This is a genomic window from Terrabacter sp. 2YAF2, assembly GCF_052114705.1.
Taxonomy (GTDB): domain Bacteria; phylum Actinomycetota; class Actinomycetes; order Actinomycetales; family Dermatophilaceae; genus Terrabacter.
The window spans coordinates 1-17,581 of sequence record NZ_JBFRFG010000034.1 but is presented as its reverse complement, the minus strand read 5'-3'; the positions used below and the strand labels follow the sequence as shown (position 1 = coordinate 17,581).

Genomic DNA, 17,581 nt, shown 5'->3' with positions numbered 1-17,581 from the left:
CAACGGCCCGACCGAGGCCATCAACGGCCGCCTCGAACACCTCCGCGGCTCAGCCCTGGGGTTCCGCAACCTCACCAACTACATCGCCCGATGCCTCCTAGAAGCAGGCGGATTCAGACGCCGACTACACCCTGAATTGTGATGAGCCAAATAACTCATCAGCGAGCACGCCTTGTCATGAAATAGGCAATGAAAAGCGTCGCATTCGGCGCGAGACAATGAGTTCTCTCAATTGGTTGACCGCAAAAGGCGTCCGTCGCCAGCTTTCTTCAGATACGTTCAGAGCCTGGCTCGACACAGGGGGGCGCTATGTAAAGGCTGCGGTGGCATCAGCGATGGGTTGTTGACTCGGCAGAATTCATGCTGAAAGCGCCAAATGTTGGCACGTTACTTGACTGTGTTTTGACGCACTGCGACCTTTCACGTGTTCGGGTGGACGGTCCCGCATCTGGAAGGAAATCTATGCACGCTAGAAGGTTGGTCATCGCGGCCGTTGCTGTGGCCGCGGGGATTGGTGGAGTAGCAGCTCCCGCTGATGCGGTGGGGACGACTTCGAACAATCTCAAGTCGGTGAGCGCTGTCGGCCACTTGGCGAGTGGCGGGATTGGAGTGGTCACCAGCGAGACAGTGATCTGCGACCCGGGGGATCAGTATTCGCACCCAACGCTCTCGGTGCAGGTCTCCGAGACAATCAACGGTGTTGTGTACTACGGGTACAACTATCGTGACGGTTCCAATGGCGGCTGGGTCTGCACCGGAAAGGCGCAGAGTCTGAACGTAACGGCGCTGCAACAGAATGGTCAGCCTGCCTTCCGTAAGGGCACGGCCAGGGTGCGCGCCGAGCTCTACGGCTATGACCGCAACGGAACCTGGTTCGACTACGTCTTGAGCAAGACCATCACCATCAAATGACGCTACTGGCTCAACCGGTGTCCGCGATCAAAGGGCGTGACCAGCCAGACACTGAGCATGCCCCGTTGAGGGCACCGGTTGAGCCAGTCGGACCGCCGGAGACAAGGCGCATAATTCTCGAGTGGAAGTTCGTTAGCCAGTCGCGGTTCCTCAGTAGTCCCGGAACTGGCTGAAGGCGCTGGCGGGGAAGGGCGGCAGCCCGGTCAACGCCGTCGTCGCGACGTCCTCGGCCGCCTTGAGCCGGGTCATCCCACCCGCGCGCAAGGCCACGACGGCGGGGTTCGTCGAGGTGTAGATCGTGTCCACCCGCCCGGTGATGCCAGCGGCTGGGCCCTCCAGCGGCTCGAGCCGCGAAAGGAGCACCGAACGGAGCCGGGCCACCTCAGCGGCGAGCCGGTAGTACGTGTACGACTCGGGGCGGGCCCGAGACAGCCGCGCCATCCACAGAGCGAGCTGGACCTTGACTCCGTCACGTTGGCGCGGTGCACCTCCGCGTACACGCGTCCCGAGAACCGGCTGTCCATAAGGAGCTCCCCGTTGAGCACCGCCTGCGCCTCCTCCGGATTGCGGGCGCCGTAGGCGCGGCCCACGGCGACCGTTGAGTCGCGCGGGTTGTCCCACGCGCTCCACCCGCGGTAGAGCCCGGACTGCCCAAGCGACGCCTCCGCCTGCGCGGTGAAGGGGAACCCGGGCACCAGCGACGTGAAGAGCGGGTCGACCCGGGTCCCGTTGGCGTCGACCATCTCGCCGCAGACCCGCGAGCTCATCAGGTGGGCGATCTCGTGCGCGGCCACCTGGCCTTCGGGTCCACGACCGTTGTACACGACGGTCGCGTCCCCGTCGGTGGCGCCCTTGACGACGTCCACCATGACCAGGCCCTTGTACTCCGTCGTCGACCCGGGCGCCGTCGTGGACCCGCCCTGGTCGGGCGCGTTGATCCCGACGAACGCGATGACGGACCCCCTCAGGTCACCCGGCGGAACAAGGGAGAGCTGCTGGAGCGAGCTGAGCATCGTCGCCCGCGCCACCCGGTTGTCCCCGACCCGCTTCTCCTGCACGGGCTTCGTCTCGTTCCACATGATGTCCTGGATGAGCCCGAGCTGCGGGTCAGGCGTGGCGGTCGGCCGCGTCACCGAGTACAGCGCCCGGGACCCGCTGGCCGCCAGCAGGTTGGCGGCGAACGCCTCGTACCGCGCCAGGGGCAGGGCCCGCGGACCGAGGGCGTCCTTCTCGAGCGTCACGTACTCGGCCACGGGCAGGCGCATGAAGGCGTGCTCGGACCTGAACTGGGTCAGGGCTGCCGCGGCCGTCTCGACGCGACCGGCCAGCTCCTCCACCGTCAGGTCGGTACGCTCCCGCTGCCCGAACAGGACCTTCCAGGCCGCCTCGACATCCTGGGCGCGCACTCTCGTCGAGCATCGGTCCCGAGCCAGCGGCAGCCCCTGGATGAGGGCCTCCACGTCGGCCGACGGGACGACCCGGACCGGTGAAAGGTCACGCGTGGCCACGGGGCCGGACGCAGACGGCGAGGGCGTTGAAGGCGTCGTTTCCGACACTGACGGGCGTGCGCCCGATGCTCCGGCCGACGTAGACGTCGGGCGGGTGAGCGCCCCGGCGGGCGGTGGGGTTGGAGCCCCGTCGCAGGCGGCGGCCACCGGCCCGGCTGCCAGAACGCACGCCAGGACCGCGGCCCGTGACGACCGGAACACGCGTGGCGGACCTGGAACACGGCGAAGCATGGACCGATCTTCTCGGCTTCGGCCCGACCGCTGTGCGCGAATTCGCGAGTTGCCTGTCGCAGCCCACCCGAACCCGCCCAGAACGGGACCGCGCGAGCCAACGCAAGCAGCCGCGACATCGACGTCCTTGCCTGGCAAAGTTCGGCTCCCGACCGTCCGGGTGCCCGCGCCCGCCGCCACTCACATAGGGATCCGCGTCAACTTGCTTCTGTCGGGTCCACGACTGGCCTGGCGCGGTGCAACCGCGCGGCGTGGCGGAGCACACCTGCCGCGGCTCAGGCGTCGGCGTCTACCTCAACGACGAACGGCGCGATTACCGTCACCTGGGTAGGTGTGGCTGAGCCCCACGCGAAGGGGCGCTCGAAATGTCTCGCGCGTCGGGTGTAGCAAGGGTGCCAGGGACCGACCAACAGCCCAGGACAGCGAGGTCGTCGACCCGGCCGTGAGCCCCTGGCCGTCGTGGTCCACGTCACCAGGGAACGCGAGCACCAGCGCGCTGGGAGAACCCACATCACCGGTGAACCCGATCGCGAGCATGTCCAGCGTCTGCTTGGCCTTGACCTTCCACCAGACTCGCTGACTCGTCAGGGTCGGGTAGGTGCTGCCGGCGTCCTTGATGACCAGGCCCTCGATGCCGCCAGCCGTGAGCGGTTGGAACCGCTCCCGGGCCAGCGCCGCGTCGTCGGTCTGCTGGCACAGCACGACGGGCGAGGCCATGCCGTCCAGGGCCTGCTCGAGCCGGACTCGACGCTCCCGCAACGGTAACCCTCGGAGGTCCTCGCCCCCGGCTGCGAGCACGTCGAAGACGAGCGCTTACGCCGCTGTCACCGTTCGGTGAACCCTGATCGAGCAGTTGCAGTACGAGCAGTTCTCCAGGGTCGACGCGACGTTCGCGGCCGATCACGTCACGGTGGACTGGAACGAGCAGGCGGCGAAGAAGGCCAAGTCCTACCTCGAGATGACCGCGTTCTCACGCGGCGGCCTGATCGACCAGCTGCGATACGAGGGTTTCACCAGCGATCAGGCTGGACACGGAGCCACTGCCGCAGGGCTCTGAGAGGCTGAACGCGTGACAATGGAAGTTCAGCGGCCGGTACGAGCCTCAATCAATGAGCTGTGCGACCTGTGGAAGGTGGCGGCCACGCGGGAAGGTGGAATCGCAATAGGTGGCGAAACTGAGTCCTATCGCCTTCGCGCCAATGGTGTTTCCTTTCACGATCTCGACTATGACGATTTGAGACAGGCCGCGGTTGGGCTCACGGGTATTTTGTTATTGCCGGGGTTGAGCACAATCATAGATCTGGACCATGTGCTGCTGTGGTCCTGGTGTGCTGAATTGCTGTTGGGCCGTTCCCAAGCCCCCTTCGCCTCGTCTGTCGATCCTGAAATTCGAGAACTCGCGGCGACCACGTTCCATACCGCGCTTGCCAATGTGACTGCCCCGAGCCATGAGGCCTTCGAAAGGGCTCGTCAAGCCTCGCGCCTCATCGAGCCGAATGCGCATGAGTACCTCGTCCGCGCTCACCGTACGTTGCCGTATCTCGCGTTCCCACCGTTGGAGGCAGTGGCAAGGAGTGCCTGTGCCGAGTATGTGACGTTGAACGGCAGAGTCATCAAGCCCTTTAAAAGTATGGCGAGAGGAGCTACACGATCGGCTCCCGCTGTAGCAATGTGGCCCATCTCTTGAGATTGCTTGTTGAAACAGTTGGATCGCCCGGCCTGAAGTCAGATTTGTGCGATGTGCTAAGGCACATCGGTGAATTAGTTGACATCGACGGTGATGATCAAATCGATGGTTACTCCGTACTTTTCGATTGGCGCAACTCATCGCTTCATGGAGAGGCGTCCTCGTCCACAATAGGCGGGACAGTCTTGACATTGGCCCTCCTTATTGCACTCGACAGCCTTCAAGACGAATACCCGGCGCATCGGGAGGCGGCTCTTGAGCGCGCTCGTCGGGAAGTCACCACCAGTGAACTCATGGGGGAGTGGCGTCCATCGCCATGGAGTTTCTACCCGCCCTTCCACGCTCCGGGCGGCCCGTAACCGGCGTAGCGGACGCCTTTACCGGGCGTTCGCTACGTGGCGCGGCGCGGTGTCAGTGTCGGGTCACAGTCTTGCTTGTCCCGCTGCGACCGTCCCCTTCGCTGAGGGTGTTGCGTCAGGCTGGGCCCCTCGGCCGGCGCAGGCGGCGCTATGCCCCCCGGAAGGAAGGGCCAGGGACCATCCCATGCGGTCCCGTGTCGTCGCCTTTCGCTCCCCGGGCGAGACTTGGAAGGCTTGCCTGGGGTGACGTTGGCGCCGGCCGACGAAGAATGACGGTCAGCTTGCCGCGAGCGCGATTTTCGCGACGGACTTCGGCGTCAGGAACCCGAACCAACTCGCACGTAAGCGCGCACGGCGATCCGCCTTACGAGAAGAACACCGACCCGTCGACCGCGACGGACACGTCCTGCCGCAGCACCGAAGAGTTGCGGTCGGCATCGACACCACCCGCCTTGACCGCGGTGTGCACGGCCGGGTCCTACACCGGCTCGGCGCGCTTGTTCACGTCGTTGACCCCTGCGCCGTGCTTGGCGCCACTCGGTGGGGTGACGTATCGATGAGCTCCCCGCGGTCGCGCTCATTCACCAGTGCCCTTCGTCGGGCGTCTCGGCGAGCTCCTTGAGGTTGCCCGTCGAAAGCACCCCGGCGTCGGCGACGACGACCATGTTGGACAGGCGAGCGACGGGTCTGGAACTGCCCCTCTTCCACGTTCCTCGCAGCTGTTAGAGGAGGGGTACCTTGGGCGGCTGCCATCCCGCCGCGCCAGGATCGAGGTTACCTACAGGCACAGCGCGGCTCGCACCTGCCACATCGTCGAGAAGGTGCCGGTCCTGAAGCGGGCGCGCATTACTGCGGCGTCGGGGTTTCCCGCCGAGATTTGGCTCTGCTCCACGTATGAGCGCATAGCGGGTGACGACGTAACCGTGCGACTCGACGAGGGCGTCGAAACGACCGAGAGCCTCTACGAGCTGGCTGTTAGCGCAAACAACGTCCACTGGCTCTGACGCACGCGGCCGAAGGCGGCACGGTCGGACGAGCACCCTCAGCGCGGCAATCCGTGCGTCCATGGGACCTTGGCCATCATAAGACGCGGGCGTTGAGGAGCTCTCCCTGCGGGTTGCGCGGTCCAGCGCACACGCTAGCGCGAGGGCTCCTGGCTCTCGGCTGGGGTCGCTGGGGAGAGGCGGGCGGTGGCTGTAGGGCGGGAGGCGGTGTCCACGGCCACCTTGACCCGGGTGAGCAGGACCACGGCGGAGGACATGACGCCGAGGCAGACCACGGATAGCAGCATCGGGACAACGCCGTGGCGCAACTGCTCGTCGAAGATCGCGACGCCGAGAGCGACGCTGACGAGCGGGTCGGTCGTCGCCGTCGCTGGCAGGCTGGACGTCAGCGGACCCGCTTGGAAGGCCATCTGGGCGAGGAATACCCCGAGGGCCCCGGATGCGAGGAGCGCATAGAGCGGCCAGCTGCCCAGCAGGGCCCCGGGCCCGTGTGAGAAGGCCCCGGCGCACGTCTTCATCAGGGCGGCCGTCCCGGCATAGATCGTGCCGACGGCGACGCCGAGCAGGCCCGCGGCCCGCTTGGAGGCGACCGTGCGGCGCATCGCCCGCCGCGCGGTCAGAACGCAACCGACGACCACACCGACGGACGCCGCCGCTGCCATCACCGCCGGCAGCCGGTCGGCCGCGCCGGCGGCAGCAGTCACCGCGCCGGAGGCAAGGAGGAATCCCGCGACGGAGACCACCAGCACACCGCCGAGGAGGAGCTCGCGCCGACTGATCCTCGTACCGGCGATGCGGTGTCCGAGGATGAGCGCGAAGAGCACGGCGATGACCATGGCCGGCTGGACGACGCTGAGGGCGCCCAGGTGCAAGGCTGCCACCTGCAGCGCGAGTCCCCCCACGTCGGCGAGGATCCCGAGCAGCCACAGTGGATGCCGGACGGTCTCGACGGCGAAGTCGCGCAGGTCCGCCGCCCGGAAGTGCTGCACGTGTGGCACCTGTCCCGCGCTGCGGTGCTTGAGCGCCGTCGCCAGCGAGAAGAATGCGGCCGACCCGAAGGACAGGGCGAGGATGCCGGGAAGACTCACCGCCCGGCCCCCTGGGAGGCGGCTGGGGCCGGCCGCTCGAGCGCCCTGCGCCCGGCGCCCGCACCCGCCGTGTGCTGAAGGGTGACGGCCGACTCGTAGGCCGTCTCGGTGGCTTGTAGGACGCGGCCCCACGTCACGAGGCAGTCGCTCGTGCGGTTGTGCTCGGCGATGCGCCGCCGCAGCCCGGGCTCCCGGGCGAGGCGGACGATGGCGGCGACCATCTCGTCGTCGGACCCGCAGAGCAGGCCCTCCCGCCCGTGCCGGACAAACTCGCGCACCCCGCCGCTCGACTTCGCGACGACGGGCACTCCGGTGCATCGGGCCTCGAGGGCGGCGATGCCGAAGGACTCGAGGTCGGCCGGCGCGAGGAAGACATGGGCCGTGGCGAGGAGGCGGTGCACCTCGTCGCGTTCGAGGCGCCCCAGCAGCATGACAGTGGCGGCCGTGCCGGTCGTGGCGGTGCGCCGGAGGTGGCTCTCCATCGCCGTCAGCCTGGGACCGTCTCCGGCGACGAGCAGCCGTAGCCGGGTCGGGTCGCCCAGGCGGTCGAGCGCCTGCTGCGCCCGGTGCACGATGCGCAGCAGGGCGAGGGGACGCTTGCGGCGGGCCAGGCGCATGACGGACGCGAGCACGAGCTCGCCGGACGGCTCGGGCGGTGCCGGTGATCGCCACCGGTCCTGGTCGATCCCGTTGGAGAGGATGCGGATCGGACGGTCCGGCGGGAGGTGGCGGCGCACGGTGTCAGCGGCAGCGCCGCTCACCGCGCTCCAGACGATGGGCAGCGAGGACCAGCCGCCGAGTGCATCCATCGCCGTCATGATGGGCGCCACGCCGGCCCACATCGAGTGCACGGTCACGGTCGTCGCGGTCCCGCGCCGGGCCGCGTCTCGGGCGAGGAAGAAGGCCAGCGGCGAGGCGACTCCAAGGTGGGCGTGCACGACGTCGACGTCGAGCTCACGCAGCGTGCGCAGGCCCTCACGCACCGCCAGCGGGTGCAGCGCACGCGGCCGCGCCAGCGTGTCGGTGACCCGGTGCACGCGGCGGTTCCCCGCGCTTGCCCGGGCCGGGGTGCTCGTGACGACGTGCACCTCGTGCCCCAGGGACCGCTGCAGCTCCGCCAGCTCAGCGACGTGCGTCTCTATCCCGCCGAGCCGCGGGAGGTAGAAGTCGCTGACGTGGGCGATTCTCATCGCGGATCGGGTTTCCGAGAGCCGGCGCGGAGCACGGGGAGGGGGTGCGAGGACATAGTGGGACAGCGTAAGCCGTGGGAGAGGGTAGGCCGCCGAGCGTTCCTGTAAGCAGCGCCGCCTGAGGCATCCACATCGTGAATGTCTTCCTTTGGCTGCCCGGGGCAGCATCCGGGCGTGGGTCAGACGGAGCTGGAGGTGGCCTGTGCAGCTGCCCGTGCGCGCATCGCGGCTCGCGCGAGCATGGTGCCGATCGCGGCGGCGGCCAACCCGAAGATGAGGCCAGCGAGGATGTCGGGGACGTGGTGCACGTGGGCGGCCACGCGCGACATGCCGACGACGACGGCCAACAGCAGCAGAAGGGCACCGATGCGTCGTCGATAGGCCAGCACCAGGCCGGCCACAGCCGCGGCCGCCGCGGTGTGGTCGGACGGGAACCCGTTGTCGGCGGCATGGCCGATGGCCGGAGCTACCCCGTCGACCACGAAGGGCCGAGGATCGGTCCAGATCATGCTGCCGACCGCGATCAGCGCCCCCACCACGGCCAGCGCCGCTACACCTGCCACCACTAGCTCGACCTTGCGCGGACGGTCGAGCGTGAACCACGCCCCTGCCGCGATCAGCAGCATCAGGAAGAGTGTGTAGGTGGCAAGGATGGCTACGAGCGTCACCCACCCATGATGCCCGTTCTGTCCTGTGTGCCCGCTGAGAGGCGCTGCCGGCCCTTGGTTGCCCTGTGGCGGCGGGGACCTGTCCCGCCCGGCATGCTGCCGGTCCCGACGATGAGTGAGTCAGTGCGTCGCGGGCCGGGCGCGGTCTGGCATCGCACGGTTGCTCGGGAATCGCACCGGCGCCCGGATTCCAGGCGCGGGAAGAATTGGGCTGGGGGACGGTCGCCGACGAGCCAGGCGACAAGCCAGACGGGTTACGGTTGGCCCCGTGATGAGCGCACTTGCCCCGATGGTGGCACCGGCCCTCGGCCCGAGTTGGCTGGACCCCAACTACCTCTTCGCGACCTACGGGGCGGCGTTCTTCGCGCTTTCGCTCGTGTTCGTCTTCATCGAGTGCGGGCTGCTGTTCCCGTTCCTGCCCGGCGACTCCCTGCTCTTCGCGATCGGCCTGTTCATCGCCGCCGGTAAGCCACACCTGCCGTCCTTGGTCGTGGCCCTGCCCGCCCTCATCGTGGCTGCGTTCCTCGGCAACGTCGTCGGCTACGGCCTGGGCCGGGTGATCGGCGTGCCCTTGCACGAGCGCGACGGGCGGATCGTCAAACGCCGCTACCTCGACGAGTCCCGCGCGTTCTTCGACAGGCACGGCAGCAAGGCGCTCGTGATCGGCCGGTTCGTTCCACTGGTGCGGACGTTCATCACGCTCGTGGCCGGGGCGAGCCGGATGCCGCGCCGGCACTTCTTCGTCTGGAGCGGGATCGGTGCGCTTCTGTGGGTGCCGGTCATCACCCTGCTCGGCTACTCCCTGGGGTCAGCGCTCCCTGCGGTCGGGAAGAACCTGGATGTCGCCATCGTCGTCATCGTCGTCCTCTCCTTGGTGCCCGTCGCCATTCAGTGGTGGCGACACCGTAGGGCCGTGGGCGAATCACTCTGAGCCCTATCGAGGCTCGCTAGCCCCTCATCCGGAGTACCGCCTCGCGCCTGACATGTCAGGGAACGTGGAACGGTGGTTGGCGGCATCCCGGTCGTTATCGTTCCCGAGCCCGCTACCGGACGGGCCCGCGCCATCCTCGCCAGGCCACCCCGGACCCGGCTGGCCCGGGTCCCGGAGCATGGAGTGGACGCCGCGCCGCAGCCACCGCTTGTGCGGAAGCCCTGGCGACAGCGGTGTGCGCTCCTGGAGCCACCAGTCCCGCCGACCCAGCACACGCGGCGCGGGGAGTCGTACGTGTTCCGCGCCGACGTAGGGATATGGCAGCAGATCTGCTTGGTGACGTGCCTCGAACAGAGAAGGCTCTCGAGTCCACCCTCAGGAGGCAGGCCCCCGCCAACGTCGCCGCGTCAAAGCACCCAGCAGCGTAGCGGAGTCCGGAGTGGCATCCACCACGCCTCAAGCGTTTTTCGCCATTCGCCCCGACGACGCACGACATGATTCTCCGCCCTCCATCCCCCCCGGCAGCACACTTGAGCGCCGCGCCGTTAACGCTGAGTCAGCGATGGCGAGCACTGGAATTTCCGCGTCCCGGACAGTCCCCGGGCAGCGGCAGAAGAGAAACCTCAACATGTGCCGGGCAAGACGCTCCGGGGTCTCACGGACGCCCCCTGCCGTGTAACAACGACCAATCCGCCCGACTTCTATGTTCACGTTCTATGTTCACGCGGGACCCTGGTCCGCGTGTGGACGTCGCCGTGGCTTGTCTGCCGGCCTTTGCTCGAAGCCCTGTCGTCACGGCGGGTGTGGCTGTGCCGACCCGCGCTCGAGCCTGTGCGACCGCCGTGGGATGTTCTTCCCCCGCTGACGACCGGACACCGATCTGCGCTCGACCACCGCCAAGGTTGCTGGCTGACACCGTTGTTGGCTTCGGCAGCGAAGACCTCCGATAGACCCGTAGAACAGCCGCTGCCGCGGCCGATGCGCCAAACCCGGCAGCGCGGGTGGCCCCCCACCCGCTTGGGTCATCCCCACGATGTGGCAGTAGACGGCTCGCCACGCGGGGTCACATCAGGACCGCTGTCGGGGCTGGTCCTTGGGGTGACGCCAACCAAGCTACGGCGCCCGGAGACCGGGCGCCTATGTGCATCGTGATAGCGCGGGCCGAGTCGGTTTCACAGCGCACTCGTATGTCCACGACAGCGGCGACGTAGGCATCTGCCCGAGGGTCAAGACATACCAAGCAGGATGCTTGGTTCCATTTGACCCAAGGAGAACGAGATGGAACTCAACTCACGACTGGCGAAGGTCGGCTACGTCGCTGCCGGCTTGGTCGCCGGCGCTGTACTGGCCACCACGGTCGGTGCCCAGGCCGCCACCATCTTGCCGGGCGGGTCAACCACCGCCTCGAGCTCCGCGACGGCTGACCCGCACCCCGGGGACAACGGCGCTGACGGCGTTCCGGAGGCCAACGAGGTACATGGCGGACACGGCGACCACGGCGGCGCCCTCGACCTGAGCGGCACCGTCACCGCCGTGACCAGCTCCAGCGTCACGATCAAGACCTCGACCGGCACGACCACGTACGCGGTCACCAGCGCCAGCGACATCGACAAGAACGGAGAGGCCACCGTGGCCGCCCTCGCGGTCGGGGACCAGGTCACCTTCAGCGTCGACAGCACCAACGCCAAGCAGATCGACAAGCTGCACGCGGGCGATGAGTCCAGGGACATGCCCACCGGACTGACCACCACTGGACCCTCGCCGGTCACCGGCTGACCGCGGGCCGACCCCGAGGAGGGGCGACGCCTACGGTGCGAGGCCCCTCCTCAAGGGCACCCGACCTGCGACATTTCCGGACGTTGAGGTGCCGAAGAGTCCGCCGCCCTTGACTGACTTCCGAGAGGTGGAGCCCCCAGCGAAGAAATTGCAGACGTTCTCCTCGCCGGCGGCCCCGACTGGCCCTCGCGGCTCGTGTCTGGCCAGTTGATGAGGTTCGCGACGCACCTGCGTCAACGTCGGGCCGGAGGCCGTGACCAGGAACTGCTGCGGATCGAGCGGTCTCGCGTGCGGAAGGCCTAGCTGTTTGCGCCGCCCGGGGTCACGAAGGAAGCGCATTGCGGGATTGGTGGCTGGAACCCGTCGCCCATCAGGACGACGGACCGGACACAGGGGCCGCGCAGCTCAGGAAGTAGGCCCGTCCTGCGCCGGCAGGCAGCGGCCTCGCTACCTGCCGGTCACCCGCTCACACCTGCGGTCGAGGCAGCGGGGAGTCCGAGAGGTCGTGCGGGCATCGCGGGCGGTGGGGCGGTCAGCGCAGCACGTCGACCAGTTGCAGGCTCTCGGTGCCGCCCTTGACCGTCAGCTCCCTGACGACCCCGACGCCGCGCACGTAGTACTTGTTGTCCACGACGCCCGGCTCGAGGTCTGTCCGCTCTTCGGTGCGCAGGACGTCGCGGAAGGTGCCGTAGGGGACGGTGATCGACGCGGCCGTCGTGAGCGCGCGGTACCGGTCCTCGGCCTGACCCTTGTACCACTCCTGGCGGAACCAGCGACCGATCTGCGGCCGGCGCTGCTGGTACACCCCCGGCAGCGCGCCACCCACCCCAGCACGGAAAGACCCGGCCCGGTCGGTCACCCGGCCGTTGGCATCCAGGGCCGCGGTGTCTTCCCCGAAGTACCAGACGTTGCCGCAGCGGTCCTGGCTGTAGTAGTCGGTGGTCCGCTCCTCGAGGATCCCGTCCAGGAACAGACGGTCTTGGACCACTCGCGTTCTGACGCCGTCGATCTTCTTCGTCTGCCGGGAGACCGTGACGAAGTCCAGCGCCTGCTGGCCGTCCTTCGTCCCCGTGTAGATGTAGGTTGTGCCCGGCCGAAGCGGGAACCACGGGTTGGTGACGTCCGCGGAGAAGCGGGACGGCTCTATGGACGGACGATACGAGCGGCCCGGTCCGTAGGTCGGCAACGGGCACGATCGATGGGCGCTCGCCTGGCTTGCCGTCGGGATCGTCATGGTGGCTGCCACGAGCGTGGCAGCCCACACGGCTCGAGTGAAGTTGGTCATCCGCATGGGGAGCCTCCACGGTGGTTGGAAGATTCCCCTGACCGTTCGAAGCGACCTTCCACGCTACGCCTGCTCGCCTGACCGGTACACCCTGCTGGCCCCATGACAGGTGACTGTCCGACGCTGAAGACGACTACGGACCGGTGGTCCACCGTGGCTGACTTGGAACAAGGCCGGTACGAGACGGCGACCGGCAGCGTCGGCGCCAGGCCGGCGGGGGCGTCTTCGTGAAGGCCTGCGGAAGCGGTACAGCTCACACCTACGAGATGCCCTTCGTGATGGCTGGACCAGGACCTCAGACAAGCCCAATCCTGCTGCCACGCAAGGGCATTCTCATGTTCCGACGCGCTCACCACCAACCACCACCGGTGGATCGAGGCTTAGGGGCTTACTGGTCGATGCGGGCCGGGCTTCCCGGCGCTTGGTCGCCTTCGCCATCGGAATCCGTCACGGGCCGCCTCAGCGTCCTCCCAGCATGTACGGCGACGATCTTGGCATCCTGAGCAGGATCGAGGTGCAGATGCTGGGGAGGTCGGGCGGTACCGGCGCGCGTCGAGGCGTTCAGGTGAGGCGTCGGCGGCGCTTGGTCAGGCGCGTGATGGCGGCGCTCGTCGTCATGCTCGTCGTCATGGTCGGCGTGTCCTACGGACAGGCGTTGCTGGCGCCGGGTGACGCCCCCTGGACGGTGCGCACGGTCGAGTGGGTGCGTGACAACGGCGGGGCTGGCGTTGTCGATGCGGTGGAGAACTGGTGGTTCACCCGCAACCCCCCGCCCAACGCCGCCCCGGACTCGTCGGTCCTGCCCGACCTGCCGGCTCCTCAGACGGTCCAGCCGGGGGCAACCCCGAAGGCCACACTCGGCCGCAAGACTGCCAGCCCACCGATCGTCACGATCCCGAGCGGCATCAGGCCAGTCGCCCGTGAGGGCGCCTGGGTGCCGGGACGTCTCGACCGCCAGGGCCTGCCTGCGATGTTCACGACCTTCGTGCAGCCCGACTCGAGCCACGCGAGCGTGGTGGCCGCCATCGCCTGGATCCGTTCGTCGGACACGGTTGGGCACCTGGTCGCGGGCACTACCCAGCCCGGAGGTGACGGCTGGCCGGCCGGAGCGCGCATCCCCCCGGGCGATGTGTCGTCGCTGGTGGCCACGTTCAACTCAGGGTGGCGCTTCAATGACCTGCTCGGAGGCTTCTACGAGAACGGTCGCTACTCTCACCCGCTGCAGCAGGGGGCGGGCTCGGTCGTCATCGATCGGTCCGGGCGGGTGACCGTCGGCCAGTGGGGGCGGGACGTGTCGATGTCGCCGGCAGTCGTGGCGGTGCGCCAGAACCTTCACCTGATCGTCGACGCTGGTGCGCCGGCGCCGGGTATCGCCGATGCGAGCGGCCCGTGGGGCGTGCCGAAGAACCAGCGTCAGTTCACCTGGCGCTCGGGACTCGGTGTGGACGCGCGCGGCAACCTCATCTATGTCGCGGGCGACGGAATGACCCTGAAGATGTTGACCGCAGCCTTGGTCTCGGCGAAGGCTGTGCGTGCCGTCGAGCTGGACATGCACAGCCACATGGTCTTCTTCGCACGATGGCTGCCGACCCGGGCGAACGGCCCGGTGGCGCCGGCCAAGCTGCTGCCGACCATGCCGTCCGACGCGGACCGCTACCTGGCACCCGACCAGCGCGACTTCTTCTACGTCAGCCTGCGCTGATGGCGACGGTGAGCTCGACACGCGCCCCGTCGCTCGTCCTCGGCCTCGTTCAGCTGGGCCGTCCGAGGCAGTGGGCGAGGAACGGACTCGTCGCTGCCGTGCCGATCGCGGCCGGCACGATCCTGCAACCGACCGTGCTCGTGGCCACCGCGCAGGCTTTTCTCGCCTTCAGCCTGGCGGCCAGCGCGGCGTACTGCCTCAACGACGTGCTCGATGCACACGCCGACTCACGGCACCCGATCAAACGCAACCGACCGGTGGCCTCCGGACGTTTGAGCCGCCTGCAAGCAGTGGTGGCCGCCCTGGCCCTGGCCACGGCCGCTGTCGCGGTGAGCTGGCCCGGCTCGCTGCGGTGGGTCGTGGTGGGCTACTTGGCCCTCTCCACCGCCTACACGGTCTCCCTCAAGCACCAGCCGGTGCTCGAGCTCGCCCTCGTCTCGGGTGGGTTCCTGCTGCGTGCGATTGCCGGAGGGGCAGCCACTGGAACCCTCATCAGCCGGTGGTTCCTCATCGTCACTGGCTTCGCGTCGCTGTTCGTCGTCATCGGGAAGCGGCTGTCCGAGCTGGTGAGCGTGGGCCCGGGGGAGCGGACGCGAAGCACCCTGAGCGCTTACACCCCGAGCTACTTGCGCATGATGCTCAGCATCTGCGGTGGGGTCACGGTGACGGCATACTGCCTCTGGGCTTTCGGTTTGGGAACGGCACCCGACCGGGGTGTGTACGGGGGGGTGTCCGTGATCCCGCTGGTGCTGGCGATGATGCGGTACGCACTCGACGTGGACCTAGGTCGGGCGCAGGAGCCTGAGCAGGTCGTGCTCCACGATCACGTGCTGCAGGCCCTCGGGGTCATCTGGTTCGTGTGCTTCTGGATGGCGGCGATCACATGAACGCAGCGGACGGAAACGACTCGAACGGCACGGCGACGAAGGCGGGGACGCACCGCGCTGCCGTCGGGCGCGAGGAGCTCACCGGCTGGGGCCGCACGGCGCCCACGGTGGCGCGCGTCGCGGCGCCCTCGGTTGCCGACGACGTGGCCGCCCTGGTGGCGGAGAGCGGCTCACGGGGTGTCATCGCCCGCGGGTTGGGGCGCAGCTACGGTGACGCCGCTCAGAACGCGGGCGGCCTGGTGCTGCGCCTCGGGTCCCTCGACCGGATCAGTGCGTTGGACCCCGTCAGCGGCCTCGTCACCTGTGGCGCAGGTGTGAGCGTGGACCGGCTCATCCGCGAGGCCCTGCCCCGCGGGTGGTTCCTCCCAGTCACGCCCGGTACCCGGCAGGTGAGCCTAGGGGGCGCCCTGGCGACCGACGTGCATGGCAAGAATCACCATCGAGACGGCAGCATCTCGGCCCATGTCACCTCGCTCACCCTCGTAGACGGGCGCGGCGCGCTGCGCTCACTCACACCGTCCGACAAGCTGTTTTGGGCCGTGCCGGGTGGGATGGGACTGACCGGTGTGGTCGTGGACCTGACGCTGCGGCTCATTCGGGCAGCGTCCAGCTGGATGCAGGTCGACACGACCCGCACGACATCGCTGGACGAGACGATGGCTGTTCTCGAGGAGTCCGACCGCACCAGTCGGTACACGGTGGCGTGGATCGACGGCTTGGCCCGCGGCCCAGCCATGGGACGCGGTGTCGTGACCTCGGGCGACCATGCGACCGTCGAAGCCGCTGGGAACGCCGCCGGGCCTCCTGGACGCCGTGGCATGGTGGCGCCGCCCTGGTTCCCTGCCAGAGTCCTCAATCCGCGCACCGTGAGCGTGTTCAACGAGGCGTACTACCGCATGGCTCCGCGGACTCCGCGTCGCAGCCTGGAGAGTGTCGGATCGTTCTTCCATCCGCTGGACGTCGTCGAGGGCTGGAACCGCATATACGGCTCGCACGGTTTGGTGCAGTACCAGCTCGCGGTCGAGGACCCGGAGTGCGTGCGGCTCATCCTCAGTATGCTCTCGCGGCGCCGCGCGCCATCGTTCCTCTGCGTGCTGAAGCGCTTCGGACCGGCCGGGCGGGGACCGTTGTCCTTCCCTTCGAGCGGGTGGACTCTCACAGTGGACCTCCCGGTGAGCGACTCACTCGGCAGCCTGCTCGACGCCGTGGATGAACTAGTCCTCGCCGGCGGGGGGCGCGTCTACCTGGCGAAGGACTCGCGCCTGCGGCCCGAGTCGCTCATCCAGATGTACCCGCGCCTCGAGGAGTGGCGTTCGTTACGCGACGAGCTCGACCCTGAGCACATCTTCCAGTCCGACCTCGCACGGAGGCTGAACCTATGATCAACGCCCTCGGCGCACCGCAGTCGGTGCTCGTCCTAGGCGCGACGAGCGATATCGCCAAGGCGACGGTCGAACGGTTCGCGGACGCCGGCCGCCTGCAGCGGGTCATCCTCGCCGGACGGAGCAGCGAGGCGCTCGACGCCGAAGTCGAGCGGGTACGCCGCCTAGGCGTGCCAGAGGTGCAGACTCACGACTTCGAAGCCCGCGACCGCGCCGGGCACGAGCAGGTCGTAGCGGGCGCCTTCGCCGCCGGCGAGGTGGACGTGGTTCTCGTCTCCTTCGGGGTGTTGCCGGACGAGGCCCGGGTACGGGTGGACCCGCTTGCAGCCGCTGAGATCGTCGACATCAACTACACGGCCGTTGTCACCACGCTGCTGTCCTCAGCAAACCACCTCCGCGTCCAGGGCCACGGCGTCATCGTTGTGCTCTCGTCCGCGGCCGGGGTCCGGGGGCGGGCCTCGAACGCGCTCTACGGCTCGACGAAGGCGGGGGTCGACACGCTGGCGTGCGGGTTGGGTGACGCATTGCGCGGCACGGGCGTCTCGGTGGTCGTGATTCGGCCCGGCTTCGTTCGCACGCGCATGACCGCGGGTTTGCGCCCGCCGCCGCTCGCCGTCGAGCCCCGGGAGGTGGCCGACGCCATCGCCAAGAACCTTGTGGGCGGGTCCCGCACGGTATGGGTCCCGCCGGCCATGGCGTGGGTGATGGGTGCCCTTGCCGTGATGCCACGCGCCGTCTTCCGCCGCCTGCCGATCTAGGGCCCCGCCGGGGCTTGGAGATCTACATGGGCGGACGGCAGCGAGGTGCGCCGAGGCCAGGCTTTTGTGTGAGTCCCCTTGTGTGGTGGGGTTTGAGGCCCGGCATGTCGTGAGGACGTGAAGGGGCCATCGGCGGGATCTTCGGTGTGTACGGCCAAGTACTCATCGAAGAGGAGCCACACCGATGGCCTTGCCCCAGTCTGCCCTGTCCGA

18 protein-coding genes are annotated in these 17,581 nt (G+C 68.2%); 11 read left to right on the top strand and 7 right to left on the bottom strand.

Going from position 1 to position 17,581, the window contains the following annotated elements; translation table 11 throughout:
* Together AB4030_RS21695 and AB4030_RS21690 are read left to right on the top strand one after the other, a co-directional pair.
* On the top strand, positions 1-142 hold a 142-nt coding region (locus tag AB4030_RS21695; RefSeq protein WP_442281276.1), incomplete at its 5' end, for a transposase.
* Positions 143-477: 335 nt separating this feature from the next.
* Positions 478-912, top strand: coding sequence for a hypothetical protein (locus tag AB4030_RS21690; RefSeq protein ID WP_442281274.1), 435 nt, complete (start codon positions 478-480; stop codon positions 910-912).
* Between the two features lie 245 nt (positions 913-1,157).
* On the opposite strand, the gene AB4030_RS21685 is transcribed toward AB4030_RS21690, so the two are convergent.
* From AB4030_RS21685 to AB4030_RS21675, 3 genes are all read right to left on the bottom strand, one after another.
* Entirely contained in the window at positions 1,158-2,420 is a 1,263-nt protein-coding gene (locus AB4030_RS21685; RefSeq protein ID WP_442281273.1) for a hypothetical protein, read from the bottom strand.
* Positions 2,407-2,589 carry a hypothetical protein gene (locus AB4030_RS21680; RefSeq protein ID WP_442281272.1) on the bottom strand — a complete coding sequence of 61 codons (183 nt, stop codon included), beginning with the start codon at positions 2,587-2,589 and terminating at the stop codon, positions 2,407-2,409. Before AB4030_RS21680 ends, AB4030_RS21685 begins: the two co-directional genes overlap by 14 nt.
* Positions 2,590-2,945: 356 nt before the next feature.
* The gene (locus AB4030_RS21675; RefSeq protein ID WP_442281271.1) at positions 2,946-3,449 is read right to left on the bottom strand and encodes an ATP-dependent DNA ligase; all 504 of its coding nucleotides are present in this window, start codon (positions 3,447-3,449) and stop codon (positions 2,946-2,948) included.
* A 55-nt stretch (positions 3,450-3,504) separates the two neighbouring features.
* On the opposite strand from AB4030_RS21675, the gene AB4030_RS21670 reads away from it, so the two are divergent.
* The 3 genes from AB4030_RS21670 (at position 3,505) to AB4030_RS21660 (ending at position 5,701) form a co-directional block, all read left to right on the top strand.
* On the top strand, positions 3,505-3,708 hold the full coding sequence (locus AB4030_RS21670) for an Ltp family lipoprotein (RefSeq protein WP_442281270.1): 204 nt from the start codon (positions 3,505-3,507) through the stop codon (positions 3,706-3,708).
* A gap of 12 nt (positions 3,709-3,720) precedes the next feature.
* Positions 3,721-4,338 (top strand): hypothetical protein, encoded by a 618-nt coding sequence (locus tag AB4030_RS21665; protein WP_442281269.1) that lies wholly within the window; start codon positions 3,721-3,723, stop codon positions 4,336-4,338.
* 946 nt (positions 4,339-5,284) lie between these two features.
* Positions 5,285-5,701, top strand: coding sequence for a hypothetical protein (locus AB4030_RS21660; RefSeq protein ID WP_442281268.1), 417 nt, complete (start codon positions 5,285-5,287; stop codon positions 5,699-5,701).
* Positions 5,702-5,835: 134 nt separating this feature from the next.
* On the opposite strand, the gene AB4030_RS21655 is transcribed toward AB4030_RS21660, so the two are convergent.
* The 3 genes from AB4030_RS21655 to AB4030_RS21645 form a co-directional block, all read right to left on the bottom strand.
* Positions 5,836-6,789 carry a DMT family transporter gene (locus AB4030_RS21655; RefSeq protein ID WP_442281267.1) on the bottom strand — a complete coding sequence of 318 codons (954 nt, stop codon included), beginning with the start codon at positions 6,787-6,789 and terminating at the stop codon, positions 5,836-5,838.
* On the bottom strand, positions 6,786-7,979 hold the full coding sequence (locus tag AB4030_RS21650) for a glycosyltransferase family 4 protein (RefSeq protein WP_442281266.1): 1,194 nt from the start codon (positions 7,977-7,979) through the stop codon (positions 6,786-6,788). Before AB4030_RS21650 ends, AB4030_RS21655 begins: the two co-directional genes overlap by 4 nt.
* A 179-nt stretch (positions 7,980-8,158) precedes the next feature.
* The gene (locus AB4030_RS21645) at positions 8,159-8,605 is read right to left on the bottom strand and encodes a phosphatase PAP2 family protein (RefSeq protein WP_442281265.1); all 447 of its coding nucleotides are present in this window, start codon (positions 8,603-8,605) and stop codon (positions 8,159-8,161) included.
* 313 nt (positions 8,606-8,918) lie between these two features.
* Here AB4030_RS21645 and AB4030_RS21640 point away from each other — a divergent pair, with 313 nt between their 5' ends.
* Positions 8,919-9,578: a DedA family protein gene (locus AB4030_RS21640; RefSeq protein ID WP_442281275.1), complete on the top strand. Its 660-nt coding sequence runs from the start codon at positions 8,919-8,921 to the stop codon at positions 9,576-9,578.
* Positions 9,579-10,856: 1,278 nt separating this feature from the next.
* Positions 10,857-11,354 carry a hypothetical protein gene (locus tag AB4030_RS21635; protein ID WP_442281264.1) on the top strand — a complete coding sequence of 166 codons (498 nt, stop codon included), beginning with the start codon at positions 10,857-10,859 and terminating at the stop codon, positions 11,352-11,354.
* 532 nt (positions 11,355-11,886) lie between these two features.
* Here AB4030_RS21635 and AB4030_RS21630 read toward each other — a convergent pair.
* On the bottom strand, positions 11,887-12,645 hold the full coding sequence (locus tag AB4030_RS21630) for a hypothetical protein (RefSeq protein ID WP_442281263.1): 759 nt from the start codon (positions 12,643-12,645) through the stop codon (positions 11,887-11,889).
* Between the two features lie 415 nt (positions 12,646-13,060).
* On the opposite strand from AB4030_RS21630, the gene AB4030_RS21625 reads away from it, so the two are divergent.
* The 4 genes from AB4030_RS21625 (at position 13,061) to AB4030_RS21610 (ending at position 17,368) form a co-directional block, all read left to right on the top strand.
* The gene (locus AB4030_RS21625) at positions 13,061-14,341 is read left to right on the top strand and encodes a hypothetical protein (protein WP_442281262.1); all 1,281 of its coding nucleotides are present in this window, start codon (positions 13,061-13,063) and stop codon (positions 14,339-14,341) included.
* Positions 14,341-15,228 (top strand): decaprenyl-phosphate phosphoribosyltransferase, encoded by an 888-nt coding sequence (locus AB4030_RS21620; RefSeq protein ID WP_442281261.1) that lies wholly within the window; start codon positions 14,341-14,343, stop codon positions 15,226-15,228. Before AB4030_RS21625 ends, AB4030_RS21620 begins: the two co-directional genes overlap by 1 nt.
* Before the next feature lie 107 nt (positions 15,229-15,335).
* Positions 15,336-16,610 (top strand): FAD-binding protein, encoded by a 1,275-nt coding sequence (locus AB4030_RS21615; protein WP_442281260.1) that lies wholly within the window; start codon positions 15,336-15,338, stop codon positions 16,608-16,610.
* Complete coding sequence (locus tag AB4030_RS21610) at positions 16,607-17,368, top strand: SDR family NAD(P)-dependent oxidoreductase (protein ID WP_442281259.1); 762 nt, start codon at positions 16,607-16,609, stop codon at positions 17,366-17,368. The genes AB4030_RS21615 and AB4030_RS21610 overlap by 4 nt, the downstream gene beginning before the upstream one ends.
* Positions 17,369-17,581 lie beyond the last annotated feature (213 nt).